This window comes from Pleomorphomonas carboxyditropha (assembly GCF_002770725.1).
GTDB lineage: Bacteria > Pseudomonadota > Alphaproteobacteria > Rhizobiales > Pleomorphomonadaceae > Pleomorphomonas > Pleomorphomonas carboxyditropha.
In genome coordinates, this window is record NZ_NQVN01000003.1 from 359927 (window position 1) to 386455 (window position 26529).

Genomic DNA, 26529 nt, shown 5'->3' on the forward strand with positions numbered 1-26529 from the left:
AGGATACCGGATATGCCGCGCCTCAACCCGCTCGTCGCCGACCTCGCACCGCCGCCCATTCCGTCCGTCCAGGCCTGGGCGCGCGCCTATGACGAAAGCTTCGGCCCGACGGTCGACCTGTCGCAGGCGGTGCCGGGCTATCCGCCGCACCCCGACCTGATCGCCCTGCTGATGGCGGCGGCGGCCAGTCCGTCGACCGCCGCCTACGGTCCGATCGAGGGCGACCGGGCGCTGCGCGAGGCGCTCGCCGCCGACCAGAGCGCGCTCTATGGCGCGGCGATCGCCGCCGACAACGTCCACATCACCGCCGGCTGCAACCAGGCCTTCATCTGCGCCGCGCTGACCGTCGCCGAGCCGGGCAGCCGGGTGCTGCTGTCCAATCCCTTCTATTTCAATCACGAGACGTCGCTGCGCATGTTCGGCATCGGCATCGGTCTCGTCGACTGCCCGGCGGAAGGCGGCTTCCTGCCGAGCCTCGAAGCGCTGGAGGCGGCGATTACGCCCGATGTCCGGGCCTTCGCCATCGTGTCGCCGAACAACCCGACCGGCGCCGTCTATCCGCCTGCCTTGCTCGCCGACCTGCTCGAACTCTGCCGGCGGCGCGGCATCTGGCTGATCCTCGACGAGACCTATCGCGACTTCCTGCCGGCCGAGGCGAGACGGCCGCACGATCTCTTCCTCCGCGCCGGCTGGGGCGACGGCCTGATCTCGCTCTATTCTTTTTCGAAGAGCTTCTGCGTGCCCGGCTACCGGCTGGGTGCGGTGACCGCCAGCCCGGCCGTCGTGGCCGAGATCGCCAAGATCATGGACAATTTGCAGATCTGCGCGCCGCGCGTCGGCCAGATCGCCGTGGCAGAGGCGCTGCCCAAGCTCGGCGCCTGGCGGGAGACGAACAGGGCGGAGATCACCCTTCGCGCCACGGCGCTGAAAGCGGCCATCGCCGAGGTTGACGGCTGGGAGATCGGCGCCGTCGGCGCCTATTTCGCCTTCGTCCGCCATCCCTTCGCCGGCCTGACGTCGGCCCGCGTCGCCGAACAGCTCGCCCGGCGGGCCGGCGTCGTCACCGTGCCCGGCAGCTACTTCGGGCCGGGACAGGAAGACTACCTGCGCTTTGCCTTCGCCAACGCCACGGCGGCGACCATCGGCCTCCTGCCGGCGCGGCTCCGCCGGCTCGGAACCGAGCTCGACGGTTGATCAGGCCGACGGCCGCCACCAGGAGCCGCCGACCGGCAGGGCGACGAAATCGCTCTCGGCGAGGCCGGCCTCGGCGCTCGCTTCGGCCAGCCGCAGCGGCGGCTCGTCGAGCGCCTCGTCGGTCAACTGAAAGCAGCCCCAGTGAATGGCGAGGCTCCGCCGCGCCCCGATCTCGCGGTGGGCGGCCACCGCCTCCTCGGGGTTCATGTGGTGCTCCCTCATGATGCGCCGCGGCTCGTAGGCGCCGATCGGCATCAGCGCCAGGTCGAACAGGGCGCCATTGCGCTCACGCGGCGCCAGACGATCGCGCGTCTCGCGATAATGCGGGCCGTAGCCGCTGTCGCCGGCGAAATAGCAGGAAAAACCCTCGGCGAAGACGGCGAAGGCGCCCCACAGCATGCGGTTGCGGTCGTTGAAGCTGCGGGCCGACCAGTGGCGGGCCGGCGTCAACGTCATGTCGAGGCCGCGATAGAAATGGCTTTGCCACCAGTCAAGTTCAACAATGTTGGTGATGCCCCAGCGCCGCAGCAACGCACCGACGCCGAGCGGAGCGACGAACAAGGTTCGGTTACCGAACCGATGGTGGATGCGGCGCACCGAGGCCCGATCGAGATGGTCGTAGTGGCCATGCGAAATCAGCACCACGTCGATCGGCGGCAGATGGTCGATGGCGATGCCGGGCGGCACGACGCGTCGCGGCCCGAGGAAGCTGAACGGCGAGGCCCGCTCGCTGAAGATGGGATCGGTCAGCACCGAAAGACCGCCGATGCGGAGCAGCATGGTCGAGTGGCCGATGAAGGTGGCCGAGGTCTCCGCGCCGGTGATGCGGTCGAAATCGGGTTCCACAAATGGAGTCGGGCTTCCCGGCGGATGTGGCCGCCCTTCGCGGCGCGCCTCCCGTTTCCAGTCCCAGATATCGCGGAGGGTGGCACGGCCGGCTTCCGTTTCCGGATCGCGAAAGCCGTTCGGCGTGTGGTGATTTTTGGCGGGATCGTAATAGGGATTCATGCAGGCAGATCGCTCCGGTGCACCGACAGGCAAGTTATGGCAATATGGCACTGCTTCATTAAACTGCCATATGCACCGGGCGGTTGCAGGCTCACACAAAGATGTGAGCGCTACAGCATCGGACCGAAAAGTGGAATCCGGTTTTCGGAAAATCCGATGCGTAAACAAAAGCCTAGAGCGGCAGCCCGGATATATCCGGGCTGCCGCTCTAGGCTGCGGCCGGCTCTTCTGCGCCGGGCAGGTAAGCCGCCCAGGTGACGAGCGCCGCTCGGCCGCCGTCGGTAAGGCGATAGATTCCACGCTCCACACGCTCGAACCAGCCGTAGACGTCGGCCTGCAGGATTTTTGCCGCGTCGGGAGCGACCGGCTTGAGGTCGCGCGGCCGCGACGGCGCGTCGCGCAAGGCGTGGGCGACAGCGAGCGCCTGCTGGCGATAGGCGGTCATCTGCGGCAGCCGCGTCGAGCCGCCGGCGATCGGGTCGCCCCGGCGGCGGCGGAATTCCTCGACGATGCGCGAGCGGCGGCGGCCGTCGCGGCGCGGCTTCCAGGGCGCCGGCTCGACGATCACTTCGATCCGGCCGGTGGCGGTGACGGCGATCAGGCCGAAGCCGAGGAAGCGGCAGAGCTTCCTGACGCGCGGATCGCCCTCGCGGCCACGGCCGCGCTTCGAGGCGGCAACGGCGAGCCATATCTCGTCGGCCGCCGCCGTACGGTCGACCGCCTGCAGCACCAGCTCCAGCGTGAAGGCGCGCTTGAGCTCGCCGATCACCACCAGTTCGGGCGCGCCATCGGACAGGCCGACGAGATCGCAGCCCTTCACCTCGCCCTTGACGGTCAGGCCGAGGCTTTCGAGATGGCGTTTGACGGGCAGGTAGAGGTCGGTTTCCACGCGATGGCCTTCCGGTCGGGCGACTCGATTGCGGTCGAGCGTCGCTCATGACCGGTAAAGCGTAAGTTTCAGCCCGACACGGCCTCGCGCGAAAAGCCCTTGCTCGCCACCATCAGCCGCCGGGTGTAGTCGGAGACCACCCGGCTGCCGGCGAGGTCGGCGGCGGACAGCGTTTCCACCACTTCGCCGCCCTTCATCACGGCGAGGCGGCCGCACATGTGGGTGACTACGCCGAGATCGTGGCTGACCATGACATAGGTGAGGCCGTGGCGGCCGCGCACCTCCTCCAACAGGTTCAGCACCTCGGCCTGCACCGAGGCATCGAGCGCCGAGGTCGGCTCGTCGAGCAGCAGGATTTCCGGCTCGACGATCAGCGCACGGGCGATGGCGACGCGCTGCCGCTGACCGCCCGAAAGCTGGTGGGGATAGCGGAAGCGGAAAGACGGGCCGAGGCCGACCTCGTCGAGCGCCTTGAGAATGCGCCGCTCGCCGTCGCCGATGCGGTGGATGGCCAGCGGCTCCAGGAGCTGGCGGTCGACGGTCTGGCGCGGATGCAGCGAGGCGTAGGGATCCTGGAACACCATCTGCACGGCACGGCGGAAGGCGCGGCTGCGCCGGCCGCCGGACAGCCTTTCGCCGCTCACCTCGATGGTGCCGCCACTGACCGGCGCCAGGCCGGCGACGGCGCGCAGCAACGTCGACTTGCCCGAGCCGCTCTCGCCGACCAGGCCGAAGGATTCGCCCTTGCCGACGGCGATGCTCACCGATTTCAAGGCCTGGAAGCCATCGAAGGTCACCGACAGGTTTTCGATGCGGATGGTCACGCCGCCCACTCCTTGCGCCGTTCGAGCACCGGCAGCGGATGCCGGCTCTCGCCGATCTTCGGCGTGCAGTCGAGGAGGCCGCGCGTATAGGGGTGCGTCGCCTTGCTGAGGTCGGCCGTGGCCAGTTCCTCGACGATGCGGCCGGCGTACATCACCAGCACCCGGTCGCAGAAGGACGAGACGAGGCGCAGATCGTGGCTGATGAAGATGAGGCCCATGCCGTTGTCGCGCACCAGCCGGTCGAGAATGCCGAGCACTTCGAGCTGGACGGTGACGTCGAGCGCCGAGGTCGGCTCGTCGGCGATCAGCAGCTCCGGACCGCAGACCAGCATCATAGCGATCATCGCCCGCTGGCCCATGCCGCCCGACACCTCGTGCGGATAGAGGCCGAACACCCGCTCCGGGTCGGCGATCTGCACCGCCTCCAGCATGTCGAGCGCCCGCCGCCGCGCCTCGCGCTTGGAGACGTTCTCGTGGTGGCGCAGCGTCTCGGTGATCTGGCGACCGATGGTCAGCACCGGATTGAGCGAGAACTTGGGGTCCTGCAGGATCATCGCCATGCGGCTGCCGCGCATGTCGCGCCAGGTGGACGCACCGGCCTTGAGGAGATCGACGCCGGAAAACGACAGTGCGTCGGCCCGGACGATGCCGGGCGGCGGCGTCAGGCCCATAATGGCGCGGCCGGTTTGCGACTTGCCCGAGCCGCTTTCGCCGACGATGCCGAGCCGCTCGCGGCCGAGCTCGAAGGAAATGCCGCGCACCGCCTCGACGACGCCGGTGCGGGTCGGATAGGTGACCGACAGGTTGCCGACGGTGAGAAGCGGCGTCATCGGCCGGCCTCCCGCGGATCGAGGGCGTCGCGCAGGCCGTCGCCCAAAAGGTTGAAGCCGAGGCTGACGACCAGGATGGCGATGCCGGGCATGGTGGCCACCCACCACTGGTCGAGGATGAAGCGGCGGCCGGAGGCGATCATCGTTCCCCATTCCGGCAGCGGCGGCTGGGCGCCGAGGCCGAGGAAGCCGAGGCCGGCCGCCGTCAGGATGATGCCGGCCATGTCGAGCGTGACGCGGACGATCAGCGAGGAGAGGCACATCGGCATGATGTGGCGGACGACGATGCGGGCCGGCGAGGCGCCCATCAGGCGGACGGCGGCGATATAGTCGGAGTTGCGCACGCCCAGCGTTTCGGCGCGGGCGAGGCGGGCGTAGGGCGGCCAGGAGGTGAGCGCGATGGCGATCACCGCGTTCTCGATGCCCGGCCCGAGCGCCGCCACGAAGGCGAGCGCCAGGATCAGCTTCGGGAAGGCGAGAAAGATGTCGGTGATCCGCATCAACACCGCGTCGACATAGCCGCCGGCAAAACCGGAGACGGTGCCGATCAGGAGGCCGACCGGCGCGGCGATGACGGCGACCAGCGCCACCACGGCCAGCGTGATGCGCGAGCCGACGATCAGGCGGGACAGGATATCGCGCCCCTGATCGTCGGTGCCGAGCAGGAAGCCGGGCGAGCCGGGCGGCAGCAGGCGGGCGCCGGCGAGGTTGCCGACGGTCGCCGAGTGGGGCGCCAGAAGATCGGCGAAGAGGGCGACCAGCACCAGCGCGACGATGATCAGCAGGCCGGTGACGGCGAGGCGATTTTCGGAAAAGCGCCGCCAGGTGACGTAGGCGCGGCCGAGCCGGGCCTGATGGCGGGAACGCGGCTCGGCGGTGAGCAGCCAGTCGCGCCAGCTTTCCGGCGCCGGGGATGAGGGATCGGTCATCTGACGCGCGTCCTCGGGTCGAGCAGCCGGTAGAGAAGGTCGGACAGCAGGTTGATGGCGATGAACACCGAGCCGATCATGATGGTGCCACCGAGCACGGCATTCATGTCGGCGTTCTGCAGGGAATTGGTGATGTAGAGGCCGATGCCTGGCCAGGAGAACACCGTCTCGGTCAGCACCGATCCTTCGAGCAGGCCGGCGTAGGACAGCGCAATGACGGTGACCAGCGGCACGGCGGCGTTGCGCAGCGCGTGGAACCAGACGATGCGGCGCTCGCTGAGGCCCTTGGCGCGGGCGGCGACGATATATTCCTGGCCGAGCTCGTTGAGCATGAAGGAGCGCGTCATGCGGCTGATGTAGGCGAGCGAGAAATAGCCGAGCAGCGCGCCGGGCAGGATGATGTGGCGGAAGGCGTCCCAGAGGACGTCCCATTGCCGCGTCCAGGCGGCGTCGAAGAGATAGAGGCCGGTGATGGGCGTAAAGGTATATTCGTAGGCGACGTCGAGGCGGCCGGGATAGGCCACCCACTTCAGGCGGGCGTAGAACAGCAGCAGCGACAGCAAGCCCAGCCAGAAGATCGGCACCGAATAGCCGATCAGGCCGACGATGCGGACGACCTGATCGGCGATCGAGCCCCGCCGGACGGCGGCGACGACGCCGAGCGGCACGCCGAGGCCGGCGCCGATCAGCGTGCCGACGGTGGCAAGCTCCAGCGTCGCCGGGAACACCCTGATGATGTCGTCCATCACCGGATTAGTGGTCAGCACGGAGGTGCCGAAGTCGCCGGTCAGCGCCTGCCGCAGATAGAGGATGAACTGCTGCCAGAGCGGCAGGTTAAAGCCCATCTGCTCGCGGACGCGCTCGACGACGGAGGCGGGCGCGCGATCGCCGACGATCGCCAGCACCGGATCGATCGGCACCACCCGGCCGATGAAGAAGGTGACGGCGAGAAGACCGAGATAGGTGGTCGCCAGCATGACGGCGAACCGGCCGATATTGGCCAGAACGCCGCGGGCACGCCGCAGCCCCGCGGCTCGCTTGGCGTTTGAATGAGACACGGGCGGGCCGCTCCTCACATGCACGGATCGGCGGAGCTCCGCCCCCCGAAGGAGGCGGAGCCCACGATCATTCCTTGGAGATGGGCGCGACCAGGTTGGTGTCGAACGACGGGCCGAGCCTGAAGCCCTTGAGCTTGGCCGAATAGGCCGCCACCTCGATCTGCTGGAAGATCACCACGAACGGACCGCTGTCCAGCACCTTCCGTTGCAGGTCCTCGTACATGGCGGCGCGCTTGGCCGTGTCCTTTTCGAGCAGCGCCGCCTTGGTTTCGGCGTCGAGCTCCTTGGGATCCCAGGCGTTGCGCCAGGCAAGCGTCTTGGTCTTGCCTTCGTCGGAATTGTCGGGATTGGCGGTGAAGGTGTCGGCATTGGAGTTGGGGTCGAAATAGTCCGAGCCCCACTGGCCGATGTACATGTCGTGCTGACGGGCGCGGTACTTGGTCAGCGTCTGCTTGCCGTCGCCGGGGATGATCTCGAGCTTGACGCCGGCCTGGCCCAGCGTCTGCTGGAAGCTCTCGGCGATGCCGGTCACCGGCTGGGTGTTGCGCGTGTCCATGGTGACGGTGAAACCGTCGGCAAGGCCGGCCTTGGCGAGCAGTTCCTTGGCCTTGGCGACGTCGAACGTGTAGGGATTGTCGTCGATGGCGCCGAGCTGGCCCTTGGGCAGGAAGGACTGATGGATCTCGCCGATGCCCTTGATCAGGGTGGCGCCGATGGCGTCGTAGTCGACCAGATACTTGAACGCCCGGATGACCTCGGGCTTGGCGAGGTTCGGGTTCTTCTGGTTGAGCGAGATGTAGTAGACGGTGCCCTTCGGCGCCGAGATGGTGGCCAGTTCCTTGTTGGCGGCCGCCGCGTCGAAATCGCCCGGCTCGAGGTTGCGGGCGATGTCGATATCGCCGTTCTCGAGCGCCAGGCGCTGGCCGGCGCTTTCCTTCATATGGCGGTAGATCACCCGCTTCAGCTTGGCCGGCTCGCCGAAATAGTTGTCGTTGCGCTCGAGGACGACCGCCTCGTTGGCCTTCCAGGTCACCACCTTGAAGGGGCCGGAGCCGGCGGAGTTGGTCTTCAGCCAGTCATTGCCGAAATCGGTGTCCCATTTGTACTCGTCGGACGGCGTCACCGCCTTGGCGTGCTCGACGACCACCTTCTTGTCGAGCACCGAACCGGCGGTCGACGACAATACATTGAGCACGAAGGAGGTGGCGTAGGGCTTGTCGACCGTGAGCGAGACGGTGAGCGGATCGACCGCCTTGACCTTCTCGGTCACGTTGTCGCCGGTGAGGCCGAACTGGCCGAACAGGAAGGCCGGGCTCTTGTCCAGCTTGATCAGCCGCTCGACCGAGAAGGCGACGTCCTCGGCGGTGACCGGATTGCCGGAGGCAAACTTCAGGTCCGGCTTCAGCTTGAAGGTATAGGTGAGGCCGTCGTCGGAGACCGTCCAGCTGTCGGCGATGTCGCCCTTCACCTTGGTGGTGTCGTCGAGATCGAGCCGGACGAGCAGCGAATAGGTGTTGCCGGTGACTTCGGCCGTCGAAAGCTCGAAAGCCTCGCCCGGGTCGAGGGTGATGATATCGTCGATGGCGAAGCCCTCAACCAGCGTATCGGCCGGCGTGGCGGCAAAGGCCGGGCCGGCGCAGGCGACAAAGACGGCCATCGCCGCGCCCACCGACAGATATCGCAAATGCTTCACCAGGACTGGCATAGTCATGTTCGGGTTCCCCTTTTCGCATACCCGGCGGTTTCCCCGCCTTTCGGTCGCTCGGCCCCTTCCGCAACCGGGCGGCGGAGCCTTTCGCCTGTTCACAATAACCCCGACGACGCTCGAGCGCGAGTGGCCGCGCAAGGCGGCACATCTCCGCGGTTACCGGCCGTTGGCAAACGGCCGGCGGCATTGTTTCTGGAGAAAAACTGGTAAAGGCTCGCCAAACGGTGGTCAATAGGCGGGCACGCCCAATACTCAGGCAGCCGCCAGCGGGCGGCTAGATCGCCGTGCGTCCCAACGGACGCAAAGCGACGATCTAGCCTTTTGTTATCACATCGGATTTACCGAAAACCGGATTCCACTTTTCGGTCCGATGCTCTAGGCGAGAAGGCGTCCGATGCGCTCGGCGATGGCGTCGGTGTCGTTGCCGCCGATGACCTCGCCCACCTTCGCCTTGACCCCGTCGGGCGCGTTGCCCATGGCGATGCCGAGGCCGACGCCGGTCAGCATGCCGAGATCATTGAAGTTGTCGCCAAAGGCGACGATGTCGGCCGGGTCGACGCCCCGCTCGGCGGCCCAGGCGAGAAGGCGGCTGCCCTTGCTGCGGCCGGCCGGCATGACGTCGATGCGGTCGCGCCAGGAGTATTCGACGCCATAGGCCGGCATGGCTTCGGCCTCGGCGTACCAGCCGGCGAGGCGGCCGGCGTCGGGATGGGTGACGACGAATTTCCAGACATTGGGGGCGGCATCCAGCACCGCCTCCATGGAGGCTACCTGCCGAAGCTGCGGTTTCGGCCGGGTGGACAGGCCGTCGATCCAGGCGCCGAGCTTCTCAAGATGCGGCGTCGGCACCTCGTAGAGCATGACGTCGTCGAGGTACATCAGCATGGCGACGCCGTGCTGGCGGCAGGAGGCGATGACGCGGCGGGCGTCGTCATGGTCGAAAGGCTCGCCGTTCACGATGCGTCCGGCGGCAAAATCGTAGACGTAGGTGCCGTTGCAGCAGATGGCCGGACCGGAGAGCCCGAGCTCCTCGTAATAGGGCCGGGTGACCGAGTGGTGCCGGCCGGTGACCAGCACGACCTCGAGGCCGCGCGTCCCCGCGGCTTGCAGCGCGGCGATCGTTTTCGGGCGGATGCGTCCTTCCGGATCGAGAACCGTTCCGTCGAGGTCGAGGGCGATCATCCGAAAGGGCATGTTTTTCTCCCGTCACGCCAAATGGCCAAACGTCCATCACGCGCCGCCGTGCCAACCGACACAGCCATTCGCTTGTCGCACCTAGCCCACAGAACCGATCCTGTCGATCCGTAGTCGCGCCACGGCTCCCGGCACGCCGGACTTCTTCCCGCTTCGACCAGTAGAACAGCGGACCAAGCATCGTTTTCCCATAGACTCTATCAATATCGATGATATGAAGATACGAACTTCCCCATTTTTGAGTGCCTCCTTGAACCGAAATTTTCTCACCCTGCACGTTGCCGATAGCTACGCCATGCTCAAGGGCGTGTCCTCGCCGACCCGCCTGGACATTCTGCGCCTGCTGCACGCCAAGGGGCCGATGAATGTCAATGAAATCAGCGCTGCGCTCTCGCTGCCGCAATCGACCGTCGCCACTTCGGTACAGGCTTTGGAGGAAGCCGAGCTGATCGACACCAAGACGGTGAAAGCGAAGAAAGGGCATCAGAAGATTTGCTCGGCACGCTATGACGAAATCATTATCCGCTTCGACGATGCCGCCGAATTGCCACGCGACGAAACCATCGAGGTTTCGATGCCGATCGGCCTCTACACCAGTTGCGACGTTCAGACGCCTTGTGGTCTGTGCTCGAGCGAAGGTGTCATCGGCCTCCTCGACGTGCCGAACTTCTTCCTTGACCCCAATCGTATGCAGGCAGGACTTCTTTGGTTCGGGCGCGGCTATGTCGAATATAAATTCCCCAATAATGCCAAGATACTGAATGAGGAAATCAGCGCCGTCGAGTTTTCGATGGAACTGTCCTCCGAGGTTCCGGGAACCAACACAAACTGGCCGTCCGATATTATGCTCTGGGTCAACAATGTCGATGTCGGCACCTGGACTTCACCGGGCGACTACGGCGACAAGCGGGGCGTCTATACACCTCGATGGTGGAAGCTCGAGGGATCGCAATACGGGAAGCTCAAAACCTGGACAATCTCGCAAAACGGGACATTTATAGACGGTATCAAAATTTCTGATGTGAAACTGGCTGATTTGGATATCGACAACCATCATTCAATCCGGATGAGGATCGGCATTGCCGAACAGGCAAAACGTCCAGGCGGCATCAATATATTCGGTCGTGGATTTGGAAATTACGATCAAGACATCGTCATGCGATTATATCGATCGAATAATTCCTGATTTTCTGAAGTAAAAATCTATAAATTGTACAGATATTTGGTCAAATGACGATCTGTCGTCGATTCTGTTCGCGAAATTTTATTGGCTATATCCGACAATAGTTAAATTCCATCTCACGAAATTCTCTGTATCTGCCGGGAAAAACGTTCCGGTTCGCCTTTCGGCGAACCCTCGCCTGCGCCGTTGACACGTCATCAGGTACAGACCATAATCTTCGTTATATATCATATCATCAGATATAAACGGAAACGTGCAGCGAGGCCACCGTGAAAGCGAACGTGACGATCCACAGGGATTTCACCATCTCCCCTGTCGATGACCGGCTCTACAGTTCTTTTCTCGAACACCTGGGACGGGCGATCTACACCGGCATCTATGAGCCCGGTCATCCGACCGCCGACGCCGACGGCTTTCGCGGCGACGTCATCGAACTGGTTCGAGCCCTCGACACGCCCTATGTCCGCTACCCCGGCGGCAACTTCGTTTCGGCCTACAACTGGGAAGACGGCGTCGGACCGCGCGAAGATCGTCCGACGCGCCTCGACCTCGCATGGCGCACCCGCGACAGCAACCACATCGGTGTCAACGAATTCGCCGACTGGTGCAAGAAAGCGGGCACCAAGCCCATGCTGGCCGTCAATCTCGGCTCCCGAGGCCTCGACGCGGCCCGGAATTTTCTCGAATACTGCAATCATCCCGGCGGTTCCTACTGGAGCGACCTTCGGCGCAAGCATGGCTGGAAAGAGCCGCATAACGTCAAGCTCTGGTGCCTCGGCAACGAGATGGATGGCCCCTGGCAAGTTGGCCACAAGACCGCCGACGAATACGGGCGGCTCGCCAATGAAACAGCCAAGGCCATGCGCCTGTTCGACAAGTCGCTCGAGTTGATCGTCTGCGGTTCGTCGCATGCGGGCATGCCGACGTTCCCCGATTGGGAGGCGACCGTTCTGGACCACACCTATGAGGCGATCGATCACCTGTCATTGCATATGTATTTCGGCAACGAGGAACACGACACGCTGAACTATCTTGCCAAGGCCGAGAAGCTGGATCGTTACATCATGTCGGTCGCCGGTGTCATCGACTACGTCAAGTCGAAGAAACGCTCAAAGAAAAATGTCACGATTTCGTTCGATGAGTGGAACGTCTGGTATCACAGCCACGAGCAAGATAAGAAGATACTAGAAGGCGACGATTGGCCGGATGCGCCGCACCTGCTTGAGGACATTTACAACTTCGAGGATGTATTGCAGGTCGGTGGCGTCCTGAATACGTTTATCCGGCGCGCCGACCGGGTGAAGATCGCGTGTATTGCCCAACTCGTCAATGTCATCGCCCCGATCATGACGGAGACAGGTGGGCCGGCCTGGAAACAGACGATCTACTATCCGTTCCTCTATGCCTCGTTGTATGGCCGCGGCACCGCCATGAGAGCGATCGTCGACGGCCCGACCTATGACAGCGCCTTCGGCGACGATGTTCCATTTCTCGATACATCGGTCGTGCGCTCGTCGGCGGGCAACGCCCTCACCTTCTTCATCGTCAACCGGCATCTTACCGAAACACTCGACCTTACAGCCAGGCTAGACGGCTTCCCGGCCGCCCGCGTGGTCGAACATATCCAGATGAGCCATCCCGATCTCGCTGCCGTCAATTCGGCCGCCACTCCAAATAACGTAGTTCCGAAAACGGTGAGCGGATCGACCGTCGAAGCCGGCGTCCTGACAAGCCGCTTGCCGCCGCTCTCCTACAACGTCATCCGCCTTTCAATCTGAATCGGACCGGCCGACCTCGGAGGAGAGGTGGCCGATCTTTTTCCACCTCCGACGTAGCCACAGACCGGCTCATGTCGATGCAAGACAAGGAGGCCAACGGGGGAAAACTGAGCTGTGGCCGGATGCCGATGCAAAAGACTGGCCGCGCAAAGATCGATCATCATGAGGGAGGACTACCGCATGAGACTATGGAGACAACTCCTGGCCGGAGCCGCGCTGGCGGTCCTGGCGGCCACGGCTCAAGCGCAGGATATTTCCAACCTGCCGCGCAAAGAGACCGTGATCATCGAAAACCCGGAAGGCACAATCAAGAATCCGGGTTGGTTCAACATCTGGGTGAACGGCGGTGGCGGCCTGTCGACAGGGTTGCAGCAGCTCACCATGGATACGCTTTGGTACATCGACCCGGACCAGGGCATCAACGGCACATGGTATAACTCCCTGGCAGCCGACAAGCCGATCTACAATGCCGACTTTACCGAGATGACGGTGAAACTCAGAAAAGGCATGTACTGGAGCGATGGCGTCGAATTCACTGCCGATGATCTCGTCTATACGGTGAAGACGCAGATCGACCATCCAGGCATGGTGTGGAGTTCTCTGCTGGCCGTCAGCGTCGACAGCGTCGAGGCGACCGATCCCTACACCGTCGTCTTCAAGCTGAAAAAGCCGAATTCGCGCTTCCACGCCCTGTTCACGGTGCGCTGGAACGCCATCTGGGTCATGCCCAAGCATGTCTTCGAAAAAGTGGGCGACCCGGTGAAGTTCGACTTTGCCAATCCGATCTCGATCAGCGCCTACAAGCTCAAGAACTATGATCCACAGGGCAAGTGGTACATCTGGGAGAAGCGCGACGACTGGCAGCGGACGCCGCTCGGCCTGATCGGCGAACCCGGCCCCAAATATGCAGCCTATGTCGACGGCGGCCCGCCGGACAAGAAGACCATCGCCCAGCTAAAGCACGAGCTCGACATCATCCACGACAACACGCCGGAAGGCATGTTCACGCTTGTGGACCAGTCGAAATCGCTCGCCACATGGTTCAAGGGCTTCCCCTACGCCCATCCCGATCCAACCCTGCCGGCGGTCATCTTCAACACCCAGAAGGCGCCGTTCGATAAGGCGGACGTACGCTGGGCGTTGGCGCTGCTGATCGACATGAAGGCAGTCGACCTCGCCAGCTATCGAGGCGCGGCCACACTATCGGCCATTGGTGTGCCGCCCACCGGCATCGCCATGACGACCTATCAAGCGCCAATGCACGAGTGGCTGAAGTCCTTCGAGCTTGATACCGGCAAAGAGAAGATCAAGCCCTACGACCCGACGATCCCGACCCAGATCGCCGACATGCTACGCAAGCAGCCAAAGTTCAAGGACCAGATTCCGACTGATGCGACGGCCATTGCCAACCAGTTCGGCTATGGCTGGTGGAAGCCCAATCCGAAAGCGGCCGGCGAGCTGCTTGAAAGGGCCGGCTTCAAGAAGGTGGGCAGCCAATGGACGCAACCGGACGGCCAGCCATTCCGGGTTCGCCTGACCGTCGAGGGCGACACCCGCTCGGTATTTACCCGCGCAGGCACGTTGATCGCCCAGCAATGGAAGCAGTTTGGCATCGACGCCAAGGCGCAGCCGACCACCAATCCCTGGCAACCGATGCAGGCCGGCGACTTTGACACCGCCATCGGCTGGAGTGTCGAGACCTGGGGCGGCGATGCCGACATGTCGTTCTTCCTCGACAGCTGGCACTCGAGCTTCGTGGCCAAGCCTGGAGAAGTCCAGCCCGCCCGCAACTGGCAGCGCTGGTCGAGCCCAGAACTCGACAAGATCATCGAAGGCATCCGCGGGATCAGCTTCGACGACCCCAAGGGCGTCGACTACGGCATGGACTATCTGAAGCTGGTGGTGAAGGAAATGCCCACCATTCCGATGATGTCCTACAACGTGTTCTCGTCGATGGACACGACTTACTGGACGGGCTACCCGACCTTCCCGGATGATCCTTACACCGATCCGGTTCCGAACTGGGGCAACTCTCGGCTGATGATGATCAAGCTGAAGCCAGCGCAACCCTGACCACGGCGGGCGCATCCTCCCTCCTCCAGATGCGCCTCTCCAAGAGACCCGTGCGGGCCGCAAGTCCCGCACGGGTCGAGTGGATCAAGACCGCCGGTCCAGCCGGCCTTGAGAACGGAGCTCGGGATCCCGTGACAGCCTACCTGATTTTCGTCGCGCGCCGATTTGGCCAGTTGTTGCTGGTGGTTTTTCTCGGGATTTCGGCGACTTTCTTCATAACGCACATGACGCCGGTCGACCCGGTGGCCGAGACGATCTCGGTCATCACCAACTTCAGCAAAGCCGATCCCGAAGCGATCGAACTAATGCGCAAGACGCTGACCGAGCTTTACGGGCTGCAGGGAAACGTTTTCGAGCAATATATCTCCTTCTGGTCACGGCTTCTCCGAGGCGATCTTGGGCCGTCACTGTCAGCCTTCCCGACGCCGGTATCCCAGATCATATTTCGTGCCCTGCCCTGGACCGTGGGCCTGATGATATCGGCAACGCTGATCTCCTTCCTGATCGGCAATGCGCTCGGTGCCCTTGCCGGCTACTACCGCAAGAGTCGCATCCTGAAGATCGTCAGCCTGGGCCTGATCGGCCTGCAGCCAATTCCCTATTACATCCTCGCCTTCATCCTGCTGATCCTGTTCGGCTTCGTCTGGCCGGTACTGCCGATCGCCGGAGGCTACGAGATGAACGCCGATCTGACGTTGTCGTTCTCCCTGGTCCTCGACATCATTCGTCACTCGATCCTGCCGGCGCTGGCGTTGGTCCTGGTCGGCGCCGGGTCCTGGTTGACCGGCATGAGGGCGCTCACCTCCAACATCGTCACCGAGGATTACGTGACGTTCGCGGAGCTCGGAGGCGTCGGCTCAACCCGCATCCTGCGCTCTTACGTGGTGCGCAATGCCCTAGTGCCGCAGCTCACCGGTCTTGCCATGTCGCTCGGCGCCATCTTCAACGGCACGGTGATCACCGAGATCGTGTTCGGCTATCCCGGCATCGGCACATTGTTGATCGATGCCGTTCATGCCGGTGACTACAGCCTGGTGCTCGGCCTCGCTTCGCTGTCGATCGTCGGTGTCGCCATCGCGGTGTTCCTGATCGACATCCTGAGCCCGCTGCTCGACCCGCGCATCAAGGCGGAGTGAGGCCCATGTTCACCATTGTCCGCGACCTCATCCGCTACAACATCGAATTTGCGATCGGCCTTTTGATCCTGCTGTTGCTGATCGGCGCCGTCGTTCTGTCCTTCTTCTCGCCCTATCCGGCGGCGGATATCTACGTCGTGCCGCCGGACATGCCACCGGACGCAGAGTTCTGGCTTGGCACCACCTCGCGGGGCCAGGATACTTTCTGGCAACTGATGATCGGTCTCAGGAATACGCTGGGCTTCGGTGTCGGCGTCGCCTTCCTGTCGCGCATCCTATCGCTGGTGGTCGGGCTCACGGCCGGTTATGCCGGTGGCCGAACCGATCGTGTGCTGATGGCCATCAACGACTCGATCATGGTCATTCCCCAGTTTCCAATCCTGGTGCTGTTCTACTTCGTACTGAAGGACAACATGAACTGGCTGATGCTGGTGCTGATCCTGTCGGCACTGGGCTGGTCGTATGATGCCCGCCTCATCCGATCCATCGCCATGAGCCTGAGGACACGGCCTTTCACTATGCAAAGCGTCTACTCGGGCATGAGCATGCGCAAGATCCTTGTCGAGGAACACCTGCCCTATGTGATGCCCATCGTCTTCGCGACCACCATGAACAACATGATCTGGTCGATCGGCATGGAAATCACCTTGTCGGTGCTCGGCTTCACCGATGTCGACACACCGACCATGGGGCAGATGATCTACTGGGCCAATTCCCACTCGGCGCTGATTTCCGGCATCTGGTGGTGGGTAGCCGCACCGGTGGGGGCCATCGTGATCCTGTTCGTCGGATTGTTCCTGCTCTCCATGTCAATGAACGAATATATCGATCCGCGCAGTCGCCTGAACCGGATGGGGAACTGATCCGATGCAAACCGAAGCGCTTCTCCACACGCCCAAGGCAGCATCCGAGCCAATTCTAGCGGTCGAGAACTTGAAGGCCTACTACACCACGAAAGCCTTCGGCATCGACCGTGATATCCGTGCTGTCGACGACATCAGCCTCACCATCGCCAAGGGCGAAATTTACGGCGTCGCCGGAGAATCGTCTTCCGGCAAAACGTCGTTGATCAAGACGATCGTCGGTGCCATTCGACCACCGTTGCACGTTGTCGGTGGTAGCGTATGTTTCAACTTCGAAGGACAGGCGTACAACATCTACGATCTAGGCCCGGATGAACTGCAGACCATTCGCTGGCGGCATCTTTCCTACATCATGCAGGGATCGATGAACGTGTTGAACCCGGTGCGCCGGATCAAGCATTCCTTCTTCGATTTCGCCTTCGCCCACATGGGCCTCGATCGCGCCACCTTCTGGGACAAGGTGCGCGAGCACCTCAGGAGGCTCGATCTCGATCCCGGCGTGCTCGACAGCTATCCACACCAGCTGTCCGGCGGCATGCGCCAGCGAACGACCATCGCGCTTGCCACCGTCTGCACCCCGGAATTCATCGTCGCCGACGAACCGACGACGGCACTCGACGTCATCGTGCAACGCGATGTTCTGACCATGCTGCGCGACATTCAGCGCGATCTCGGCTCATCTTTCCTGTTCGTGACGCACGACATGAGCGTACACGCGACGGTGTCCGATCGTATCGGCATCGTCTACGCCGGTCGGCTCGTCGAGGAGGCCGATACGCCAACGCTGTTTCGTGGCGCCCGTCATCCCTACACGCAGCATCTAGTCGCCTCCCTGCCGAAGATCGGCGATGCCACGCGACGCGCCTCATTGTCGGGCCGACCGCCGAGCCTCGCCGACCCACCGGCCGGCTGCCGCTTTCACCCACGCTGCCCACTGGCGATGGATATCTGCTCGAAGCAGGTCCCCCCACTGAACCCCCTCGCGCCACGCCACCGCGTCGCCTGCTTTGCCGTCTCGGGAGCGACATCATGAGCCTGCTTCTCGACATCGATCATGTCGGCAAGACTTTTCTGCAAGGCGGCCTGCTGTCGCGTCGCTCCATCGAGGCAGTCAAGGACATCTCCTTGCAGATCGAGGTAGAACGGCCTGAGATCCTGTCGGTGGTCGGAGAATCCGGATCGGGCAAATCTACACTGGCGGCGATGGTGCTCGGCCAGCAGTTGCCAACGCGCGGCCGCGTGCTGTTCGATGGCGTCGACGTCGCCAGCATCCGCAGCCGCGCCGATCGCTGCGCCTTCATGGCCAAGGTGCAGCCGGTGCTGCAGAATCCGTTCGAAGCGTTCAATCCGCTGAAGCGCGTCGACCGCTATCTGTTCGCCACCGCCGCCAACTTCATGACGGCCAATGGCAAGCCGACACGCCAGGAGATCGAAGCGCGGGTCGACCGGGTGCTGGTGGAGGTCGGACTTACGCTGGCCGAAGTCCGCGGGCGCTTCCCGCATGAGCTTTCGGGCGGCCAACTGCAACGCACGGCCATTGCCCGGGCGTTGATCCCCGAACCACGCTTGCTGGTGGCCGACGAACCGGTGTCAATGGTCGACGCCTCGCTCAGGATGTCGATCGTCAATCTGTTCGGGGCGTTGCGCGACCGGCTCGGCCTATCGATCATCTATATCACCCACGACCTCGCTACCGCCTACTATATCTCCGACCGCATCATCATCATGAGGAAGGGTGAAGTGGTGGAGCGAGGCGACGCACGCACGGTGCTAGACAATCCGCAGCACCCCTATTCGATTGCCCTCAAGAATGCCGTCCTGACGCCCGACTTCGCTTGATCTGGAGGCGCCCGCGGGCCGTCTGGTTTGAATGAGCGGTAAAAAGCGAAACAGGCAGGAGCAAACCACGCCTGCCTGTTTCCATTCATGCATCTCGGGAGCTACCCCGGCAGGCATGCCGCCGGGGAATTATCGGCTCTCGAAACTCAGTCCTTGAGCGCGAAGTTGTCGAGCTTGGCGGCGTTGTCCTTGGTGATCAGCACGCAGTCCATGGAGATCTTCTCCGGCTGGCCGGTGGAGCCTTCCTTGAGATACTTGTCGGCCAGTTCGACGGCATACTGGGCCTGGCGGAAGGCCGGCTGCAGGCCGGTGGCGTGGATCTTGCCGGCGAGGATGGCATCGCGCACGTCGTTGGAGCCGTCGAAGCCGGCGACCAGCACGTCCTTGCGGCCGGCGGCCTCGAGGGCGGCCATGGCGCCCATGGCCATGGTGTCGTTGCCGGAGATCACGCCCTGGATGTCCGGGTTGGCCTGGAGGATCGATTCCATCTTCGAGAAGGCCTCGGTCTGGCTCCAGTTGGCGCTCTGCTGGGCGACCATCTTCATGTCGGGATACTGGTCGATCACGTCATGGAAGCCCTTGGAGCGCACGCCGGCGTTGGTGTCGGATTCCTTGCCGACCAGCTCGACGAAGTTGCCCTTCTCGCCCATGGCCTCGACGAAGCTCTCGGCCACCAGGGTGGCGCCCTGATAGTTGTTGGAGACGATCTGGGCGACGGCGATGCCGGTGGCGTTGATCTCGCGGTCGATCAGGAAGGACGGCACGCCGGCGTCCTTGGCCTTCTGCACGGCGGCGACGGTGGCGTCGGCGCCGGCGTTGTCGAGGATGATCGCGGCGGCCTTCTGGGCGATGGCCGAATCGATCAGGTCGTTCTGCTTGTTGGCGTCGTCGTCATGGCTGTAGATCGCCGCCTCGTAGCCGAGCTCCTTGGCCTTGGCCTGGGCGCCCACCGCTTCCTGCTTGAAGAAGGGGTTGTCGTGGCTCGGGGTGATGATGACGATCAGCTTGCCGTCGGCGGCGAGGGCCGAGGCGGTCAGCGCGATGCCGGCCAGCAGGCCGAGGGAAACCGTCTTCAGAGTCTTGCGAAGCGACATGTCTTTACTCCTCCACTAAAGTCCGCTGCACACCTCTCAGCGGGCGCGGTTCACGTCGGGTGTCGACGGCCGCGGTCGTTGACGCCGGCCGGGGTTTCGGCCGGCGCCGAAATCTCAGCCCAGATCTCACCCGAGCCGGGCGTTGCGGGCGATGCGGCGCTGCATCTGGTCGAGGATGACGGCGCCGACGATGACGACGCCCTTGATGACCATCTGCCAGAATTCCGAGACACCCATCATGACGAGGCCGTCGGACAGCACGCCGATGACGAAGGCGCCGACGATGGTGCCGCCGATGGTGCCGCGGCCGCCCGACAGCGAGGTGCCGCCGAGCACGGCCGCGGCGATGGCGTTCATCTCGAAGGTCTCGCCGGACGCCGGATGCGAGGCGACGAGCTGGGAGGCGACCACCAGGCCGGCGATGGCGGCGCAGAAGCCGGAGATCATGTAGACGGCGAGCTTGACGCGATTGACGTTGACGCCCGACAGCGTGGCGGCGCGCTCGTTGCCGCCGACGGCATAGACCTGCCGTCCGAACGGCGTCTTGGTGGCGACGTAGGCGGCGATGCCGGCGACGACCAGCAGCAGCCAGATCGACAGGGGGATGCCGAGGATGGTGCCGGAGCCGAGCACCGGGAAGCCCTGGTTGCCGAACTCGGGCTTGCCGATCAGGTTCGGGAAGGTGGAGCCGCCGGACATCAGCAGCGCCGTGCCGCGGGCGACGTAGAGCATGCCGAGCGTGGCGATGAACGGCGCCACCTGCATACGGGTGATCAGGAGACCGTTGACGAAGCCGACGAAGGTGCCGACCAGGAGCGCGATGCCGATCATTTCCCAGACGTTGGGATAGATCACCACGCCGAACATCTGAAGCGGAATGCCGTAGAGCACCAGCGCGCCGGCCACCATGCCGACCAGGCCGACGATGGCGCCGACCGACAGGTCGATGCCGCCGGTCAGGATGACGAAGGTCATGCCGATGGCCAGGAAGGCGTTGATCGCCACGTGCTTGGAGACGATCACCACGTTGGCGACGGTGACGAAGTTCGGCGCCATCAGGCTGAAGAAGACGACGACGGCGATCAGCGCGATGAAGGTCCTGAGCTTCAAGAGCAACAGGAGCAGCGTCGACTGTCCTTTGGGCGCTTCGGCCGCCGGGGTTGCAACGGTGTTGGTCATGGTCACTGATCCTGAGCCGGATGGTCGTTGGCAGGAATGGGGGCGGCGTGTCCCTTGGTCGAGGCGCGGACGATGATCTCGTCGGTCGCCTCGTGGTCGGGCAGGTCGGCGGTGATCCGGCCCTGCGACATCACCAGCACGCGATCGGACACGGCGTGCACCTCCTTGAGGTCGGAGGTGGCGAACACCACGGCGAGGCCCTGGTCGGCCAGCTCGCGCATGGTGCGGAACACCTCTTCCTTGGCGCCGATGTCGATGCCGCGGGTCGGTTCGTCGAGCAGCAGCACGCGCGGTTCGGTCATCAGGGACTTGCCGATGACCACCTTCTGCTGGTTGCCGCCCGACAGCGACGTAATGGGGGTTTCCGGCGACGGCGCCTTGATGCGCAGCGAGCGGAACAGCACGTCGATCGCCTTGCGCTCGGCGCCGTTCTGCACGGTGAACAGCTTGGTGACCTTGGCGAGGCTGGCGAGCGACAGGTTCCTGCCGACGGTGAGGTTCTGGATGAGGCCGTCGCGCTGGCGATCTTCGGGGACCAGGAACAGGCCGGCGGCGATGCGCCTGGATACCGGCAGATGGTCGATCGCCTTGCCGCCGATGGCGACTTCGCCGCGGGCGTCGGCCCTCAGGCCGAACAGGCTCTCGAACAGTTCCGAGCGGCCGGCGCCGAGCAGGCCATAGATGCCGACGATCTCGCCGGCCCGGAAGTCGACGCTGACGTCGTCGACCAGATAGCCGCCGCCGACGCGCGGCAGCTTCAGGTTCCGGACCGACAGCACGGGCTCGCCGACCTTTACCTCGCGCTGCTGGCGCTTGGCGAATTCCGAGGTGCCGAGCATCTGGCGGATGATCCAGGGAATGGTCGCCTCGCCCCTGGGGGCGCTGGCCTGGAAGCGGCCGTCGCGCAGCACGGTGAAATAGTCGCCGATGCGGACGAGCTCCTCGAGGCGGTGCGAGATGTAGATGATGGCGACGCCGGATTTCTTCAGCTCGGCGATGACGCGGAACAGCACCTCGACCTCGGAGGCCGACAGGGCCGACGTCGGCTCGTCCATGATCAGCACCTTGACGTCGTCGGCGAGCGCCTTGGCGATCTCGACGATCTGCTGCTCGCCGATCCGCAGATCGTCGACCAGCGTGTCGGGGTCGATGTCGTGCTCGAGGCGGGCAAGCAATTCCCTGGCCCGCTCACGCTGGCGCGACATGTCGATGTGGACGCCGCCCCTGGTCATGTCGCGGCCGAGGAAGATGTTCTCGGTGACCGAGAGATTGGGACAGAGATTGAGCTCCTGGAAGACGATGCCGATGCCCTTCTGCGAGGCGTCCAGCACCGAGGAGAACGACACTTCCTCGCCGTCCATCAGGATGCGGCCGGAGGTCGCCTGGTCGACGCCGGCGAGGATGCGCATCAGCGTCGACTTGCCGGCGCCGTTCTCGCCGATCAGCACGTTGACCGAACGCTCGTAGACGTCGAAATCGACATCCTCCAGGGCAACGGTGCCGGGAAAGACGCGCGTCATCTTCTCGGCCCGGAGGATCACCCTCGGTGCGTCGGCCTGCTCCAGCGCGCTCATGCTCCGCCTCCCGCCGGGCCGATCAGAACCGGGGTGAGCAGGATCTTGTCGGTGGCCGAGTTGAGCGAGAAGGTGCCGGAATAGGCGATGGTCTGGCCGGGGGCCAGCGCGTCGACGGCCGTCTTCAGCTCGCTGACCACGCGGCCGTTGAAGGCGCGGCCGACCTCGGCGAACTCGAGCTGGTTGGTGAAGTTCTGGAAGTTGATGAAAGGCATGGCGTCGCGCAGCGAGTTGCCCTTGATGACCGGCCCGATCTGGATGGTGACGGGAACGGCACCCTTCGGCGTCATCACGTCGATCAGCACGGTGCCGGCGCGCGAGGTGGTGTTCTTTTCCTTGATCACCGCCGTGCCCTTGACGACGAAGCTCCAGGGGCTGCCCTCCTCGGCCGGGCGATGGCCGAATTCCGACCCGGCCTTGTCGAGGCCGCCCTCGATGGCGGCAAGCACCGTCTCGATCGGGAAGGCCTTGTCGCGAACCACCGGGATCACGTCGGTGTCCCAGAGCTTGTTCACGTAGTCGACGCCGTTGAACCTTTGCTGCGCCGCCTCGTCTTCGCTGGCGATCGGCAGGATCTTGCAGCCGGCCATGGCGACCGCCAGCAGGCCGGCGACGACGAGACGCCTTGAAAATGTTGCGCCGCCTCGGCCGCCCGTGGCGGCGGACGGTCGGTTGTCGGCCGCGCAGGCGATCGGCCGGCGCGACTCAGCATGATCTGGCATGCTCGTCCTCCCTAGGGTCATCGAGCTCTCCACCCGGACCTCATGTTTCGATTATTTTCGTTTTCTATCGTTTGTCAACGGATCATTCGCACAGATGGACGCGCATTCGGCCGGTTCGGTCGCAAGCGGCGGCTCCCTTGGCCGTTTTCAGCCGATTTTCCTGTCGAAAATGATCATTCCCGGCAAGACAAGCATCTATCAGCGGCTCGACCCAGTGCCGAACCCCTTGCAATTAGACAAAAGTCGATAGCAATCGAAAGGTAGCGATGGCCTGCCGACTTCGCCGACAACGGGAGACGGCGCAGACAAACGGCCAAACCGGCGTGTGCATGACGGGTGGATCGGGAAAGAGGCAATGACGCGCATGGCGACGCGCAGCCTCAACGAGAGGCGCGCCGCTGCCGCCTGGGCCGGCGTCGACGGTATCGGGGTCAGCTTGCGACGATCAGCTCGATGCCGCGGCGTTCGAATTCCTTGGCGTCGCTGTCGGCAATGCCGTCGTCGGTGACGAAGGAATGGATGACGTCGAGGTTGCCGAGGCGGGTGAAGGAGGTGCGGTTGATCTTCGAGGAATCGGCCACGAGATAGACGTGGGCGGCCGCCTTGATCATCGCTTCCTTGAGCTGCAGGTCGGCAAAGCTCGGGTAGGTGAGGCCGGCGTCGACCGACACGCCGGCGGTCGCCAGGAACAGCTTCGAAGCGAAGATATTGCGGAAATACTCCACCGACTTGTCGCCGGAAAGCGACAGCGTCGGCGCCTTGAACTGGCCGCCGGGCATGTGCACCGCGTAGCCCGGCACCGCCCCGAGGATGATGGCGATGTTGAGCGCGTTGGTGATGACCGTCAGGTTCTCGCGGGTGGTCAGGCGCTGGGCGATCTCGGTGGTGGTGGAGCCGGCGTCGAGGATGATGGTCTCGTTGTTGCGGACCAGCGACGCCGCCTTGGCGCCGATCTTGCGCTTGCGGTCCATGTTCTCGATGTGCTGCAGCGACATGGTGCCGACCTGCTGCTGCACCGTCTTGAGATAGGCGCCGCCGTGCTCGCGCAGGATGTAGCCGTCCTGCTCGAGCCGCTCCAGATCCTGGCGGATGGTGGCTTCCGACACCTTGAAGGCCTGCGACAGCTCGCGCACGCGGGCGCTGCCCTCTTCCTGCAGCCATTCGAGGATCTTCATGCGCCTGGGTTCGGCGAGCAGGCCGGTAAAAGCGGGCGTTTCCGCCACGGCGGCGCCACGCCTGCCGACCGGGCCCGATTCGGTTCCGCTACCATTCGATGATTCTGTCGCCATGGGGACCTTCGCTTTCTTGCGATCCTTATAGCTCCGATTGCCGACCGGCGGCCATGTCTTTTTGCCGGCCCAGGCCGGCGAGGGCCGCGCCCGGCGTTGTCTGCCCGAAGGGCCAAGGCAAAAACCCTATTGACAAACCGCCCCCTAAAAAACATCATCAAACGAAAGAAAGCGATAAAAATCGAAAACTGAATTCGTGTCGGCGGGAAACTCCGGCCGACGGGAGGATGGACATGACGGACAAGTTCAAGCGCGACGTGACCCTGGGCCTGGTGGTGGGCAGCCGGCAATTCTTCAACGGTGCCCCCTGCATCAAGGCCCGCGACGACCTCGAAGCGCAGGCCAGGCGCCTCGGCATCCGCACGTTGATGCCGCCGGTCGATGCCACGGTGAACGGCGCGGTGCAGACGCGCGACGACGCCAAGCTCTACGGCCGGTTCTTCGCCGCCCACAAGGACGAGATCGACGGCCTGGTCATTTCGCTCGCCAACTTCGGCGACGAAATCGCCATCATCGAGATGGTGATGGCCGCCGGCCTCGGCGTGCCGATCCTGTTGCAGGCCTGCAACGACGAGTTCGACAAGGTCGACGTCAAGAGCCGCCGCGACGCCTTCTGCGGCAAGATCTCGGTGGCCAACAACTTCTACAATTACGGCGTCCCGTTCACCGAGACCACCAGCCACACGTCCGACCTCGACGGCGAGGAATTCGCCGGCGACCTCGATGCCTTCTCCCGCGTCTGCCGCACGGTGCGCGGTCTCCGCCACGCCCGCATCGGCGCCATCGGCGCCCGCACGGCGCCGTTCCAGACCATGCGCTACTCGGAGAAGCTGCTGCAGGCGGTCGGCGTCACCGTGGTGCCGGTCGACCTGTCGGAGATCATCGGTCGCGCCAAGGCGATCGGTGACGACGCCGCCAGCGTCAAGGACAAGCTCGCGGCCATCGGCGGCTACGGCAAGATCGACGCCCATATCCGGCCGGAGCAGGTGCTGAAGCAGGCCAAGTGGGGCATCGCCATCGACGAGTGGATGGCCGAGAACGACTGCGACGCTTCGGCCATCCAGTGCTGGCGCTCGCTGCAGGACAACTACGGCTGCGCCACCTGCCTCTCCATGAGCATGATGGGCGAGAAGCTGATGCCGAGCGCCTGCGAGGTGGACGTGCTCGGCACGCTCTCCATGTATGCGCTGACGCTGGCCGCCGGCCAGCCGGCCGCCATCCTCGACTGGAACAACAACTACGGCTACGACCCCGACAAGTGCGTCGGCACCCACTGCGGCAACTACCCGAAGAGCTTCTTCGGCGACACGCCCAACATCGGCGAGCTCGACGTGCTCGGCGAGACCATCGGCCGCGACAAGTGCTTCGGCGCCGTCAAGGGCAAGGTGAAGGCGGGGCCGATGAGCTTCCTGCGCTTCTCCTCCGACGACCTCAACGCTACCCTCAAGGCCTATGTCGGCGACGGCGACTTCACCGACGATCCCTACGGCATGGACGGCGGCATCGCCGTGATCCAGGTCGAGAAGCTCAGGCAGCTCCTGAAGGTGGTGACGCAGAACGGCTTCGAGCATCACGTCGCCATGGTGCGCGGCCACGTGGCCGGCATCGTCGAGGAAGCGGTCAGCCGCTACCTGAAGCTGCCCATCTACCACCACAACGGCGAGGCCGTGCCGACGCTCGGTCTCAAGGCCTTCTGTTGACGGCTGCGAGCCGCAACGCGGGAGAACGCGAAATGCCCCTTTCAACCGCCTCGGCGCCGGCTTCCGGCGCCGACAGGATCGCTCTGGTTCGTGCGCGGGCGCTTGCCATCCGGCGCAGCGCCTTCACCATGGTCCACGACGCCGGGCTCGGCCATCCCGGCGGCGACTTCTCGGCGGCCGATATCCTGGCGAGCCTCTATTTCGGCGTCATGCGCTACGATCCAGGCGAGCCGCGCCACCCCGACCGCGACCGCTTCATCATGAGCAAGGGCCACTGCACCGGCGCCTTCTATTCGGTGCTCGCCCAGGCCGGCTTCTTCCCCGAAGCCCAGCTCGAGACCTACATGCAGCCGCTGTCCATGCTGAACGGCCACCCCAACCGCAACTACCTGCCGGGCATCGAGACCAACACCGGACCGCTCGGCCACGGCCTGCCGGTCGCCGTCGGCATCGCCATCGCCGGCA

General features: G+C 64.1%; 22 protein-coding genes and 1 pseudogene. 10 read left to right on the forward strand and 13 right to left on the reverse strand.

Translation table 11 applies throughout. The annotated features are described in order from the left end of the window. Positions 1–12: 12 nt before the first annotated feature. Positions 13–1194: an aminotransferase gene (locus tag CJ014_RS08730; protein WP_100080075.1), complete on the forward strand. Its 1182-nt coding sequence runs from the start codon at positions 13–15 to the stop codon at positions 1192–1194. Here CJ014_RS08730 and CJ014_RS08735 read toward each other — a convergent pair whose 3' ends face one another. The 8 genes from CJ014_RS08735 to CJ014_RS08770 form a co-directional block, all read right to left on the reverse strand. After that, complete coding sequence (locus tag CJ014_RS08735; RefSeq protein WP_165790798.1) at positions 1195–2040, reverse strand: MBL fold metallo-hydrolase; 846 nt, start codon at positions 2038–2040, stop codon at positions 1195–1197. It abuts the gene before it with no gap. Positions 2041–2410: 370 nt separating this feature from the next. Next, entirely contained in the window at positions 2411–3091 is a 681-nt protein-coding gene (locus CJ014_RS08740) for a DUF2161 domain-containing phosphodiesterase (protein ID WP_100080077.1), read from the reverse strand. 68 nt (positions 3092–3159) lie between these two features. After that, entirely contained in the window at positions 3160–3915 is a 756-nt protein-coding gene (locus CJ014_RS08745) for an ABC transporter ATP-binding protein (protein WP_100080118.1), read from the reverse strand. Then, positions 3912–4745, reverse strand: a complete 834-nt coding sequence (locus CJ014_RS08750; RefSeq protein WP_100080078.1) for an ABC transporter ATP-binding protein — start codon at positions 4743–4745, stop codon at positions 3912–3914. Before CJ014_RS08750 ends, CJ014_RS08745 begins: the two co-directional genes overlap by 4 nt. Next, the gene (locus tag CJ014_RS08755; protein ID WP_100080079.1) at positions 4742–5674 is read right to left on the reverse strand and encodes an ABC transporter permease; all 933 of its coding nucleotides are present in this window, start codon (positions 5672–5674) and stop codon (positions 4742–4744) included. The genes CJ014_RS08750 and CJ014_RS08755 overlap by 4 nt, the downstream gene beginning before the upstream one ends. Continuing rightward, positions 5671–6651 (reverse strand): ABC transporter permease, encoded by a 981-nt coding sequence (locus tag CJ014_RS08760; RefSeq protein WP_100080119.1) that lies wholly within the window; start codon positions 6649–6651, stop codon positions 5671–5673. The genes CJ014_RS08755 and CJ014_RS08760 overlap by 4 nt, the downstream gene beginning before the upstream one ends. Positions 6652–6799: 148 nt before the next feature. After that, positions 6800–8437 (reverse strand): ABC transporter substrate-binding protein, encoded by a 1638-nt coding sequence (locus CJ014_RS08765; protein WP_100080080.1) that lies wholly within the window; start codon positions 8435–8437, stop codon positions 6800–6802. A 378-nt stretch (positions 8438–8815) separates the two neighbouring features. After that, positions 8816–9634: a pyridoxal phosphatase gene (locus CJ014_RS08770; protein WP_100080081.1), complete on the reverse strand. Its 819-nt coding sequence runs from the start codon at positions 9632–9634 to the stop codon at positions 8816–8818. A gap of 250 nt (positions 9635–9884) precedes the next feature. Between CJ014_RS08770 and CJ014_RS08775 the strand changes: the two genes are divergently transcribed. The 7 genes from CJ014_RS08775 (at position 9885) to CJ014_RS08805 (ending at position 18506) form a co-directional block, all read left to right on the forward strand. Beyond that, the gene (locus tag CJ014_RS08775) at positions 9885–10820 is read left to right on the forward strand and encodes an ArsR/SmtB family transcription factor (RefSeq protein WP_100080120.1); all 936 of its coding nucleotides are present in this window, start codon (positions 9885–9887) and stop codon (positions 10818–10820) included. Between the two features lie 266 nt (positions 10821–11086). Beyond that, positions 11087–12595 carry an arabinosylfuranosidase ArfA gene (arfA, locus tag CJ014_RS08780; RefSeq protein ID WP_100080082.1) on the forward strand — a complete coding sequence of 503 codons (1509 nt, stop codon included), beginning with the start codon at positions 11087–11089 and terminating at the stop codon, positions 12593–12595. A gap of 180 nt (positions 12596–12775) precedes the next feature. Next, positions 12776–14668 carry an ABC transporter substrate-binding protein gene (locus CJ014_RS08785; RefSeq protein WP_100080083.1) on the forward strand — a complete coding sequence of 631 codons (1893 nt, stop codon included), beginning with the start codon at positions 12776–12778 and terminating at the stop codon, positions 14666–14668. Between the two features lie 131 nt (positions 14669–14799). After that, positions 14800–15804 carry an ABC transporter permease gene (locus tag CJ014_RS08790; protein WP_100080084.1) on the forward strand — a complete coding sequence of 335 codons (1005 nt, stop codon included), beginning with the start codon at positions 14800–14802 and terminating at the stop codon, positions 15802–15804. 5 nt (positions 15805–15809) lie between these two features. Further along, on the forward strand, positions 15810–16667 hold the full coding sequence (locus CJ014_RS08795; protein WP_100080085.1) for an ABC transporter permease: 858 nt from the start codon (positions 15810–15812) through the stop codon (positions 16665–16667). Between the two features lie 4 nt (positions 16668–16671). Continuing rightward, positions 16672–17700, forward strand: coding sequence for an ABC transporter ATP-binding protein (locus CJ014_RS08800; protein ID WP_100080086.1), 1029 nt, complete (start codon positions 16672–16674; stop codon positions 17698–17700). Further along, positions 17697–18506 (forward strand): ABC transporter ATP-binding protein, encoded by an 810-nt coding sequence (locus tag CJ014_RS08805; protein WP_100080087.1) that lies wholly within the window; start codon positions 17697–17699, stop codon positions 18504–18506. Before CJ014_RS08800 ends, CJ014_RS08805 begins: the two co-directional genes overlap by 4 nt. Positions 18507–18652: 146 nt before the next feature. On the opposite strand, the gene CJ014_RS08810 is transcribed toward CJ014_RS08805, so the two are convergent. The 5 genes from CJ014_RS08810 to CJ014_RS08830 form a co-directional block, all read right to left on the reverse strand. After that, a complete protein-coding gene (locus CJ014_RS08810) occupies positions 18653–19600 on the reverse strand; it encodes a D-ribose ABC transporter substrate-binding protein (protein WP_100080088.1) in 948 nt (315 codons plus the stop codon). Positions 19601–19726: 126 nt separating this feature from the next. Beyond that, positions 19727–20779, reverse strand: coding sequence for an ABC transporter permease (locus tag CJ014_RS08815; RefSeq protein ID WP_100080089.1), 1053 nt, complete (start codon positions 20777–20779; stop codon positions 19727–19729). A gap of 2 nt (positions 20780–20781) precedes the next feature. Next, positions 20782–22353, reverse strand: a complete 1572-nt coding sequence (locus tag CJ014_RS08820) for a sugar ABC transporter ATP-binding protein (protein ID WP_100080090.1) — start codon at positions 22351–22353, stop codon at positions 20782–20784. Beyond that, entirely contained in the window at positions 22350–23075 is a 726-nt protein-coding gene (locus CJ014_RS08825) for a DUF2291 family protein (protein ID WP_165790799.1), read from the reverse strand. Before CJ014_RS08825 ends, CJ014_RS08820 begins: the two co-directional genes overlap by 4 nt. 431 nt (positions 23076–23506) lie before the next feature. After that, positions 23507–24298, reverse strand: a complete 792-nt coding sequence (locus tag CJ014_RS08830) for a DeoR/GlpR family DNA-binding transcription regulator (RefSeq protein WP_245427193.1) — start codon at positions 24296–24298, stop codon at positions 23507–23509. A 299-nt stretch (positions 24299–24597) separates the two neighbouring features. On the opposite strand from CJ014_RS08830, the gene CJ014_RS08835 reads away from it, so the two are divergent. Next, positions 24598–26064: an L-fucose/L-arabinose isomerase family protein gene (locus CJ014_RS08835; protein ID WP_245427194.1), complete on the forward strand. Its 1467-nt coding sequence runs from the start codon at positions 24598–24600 to the stop codon at positions 26062–26064. Positions 26065–26096: 32 nt separating this feature from the next. Then, positions 26097–26529: pseudogene (locus CJ014_RS08840) on the forward strand (transketolase); the annotation flags it as partial.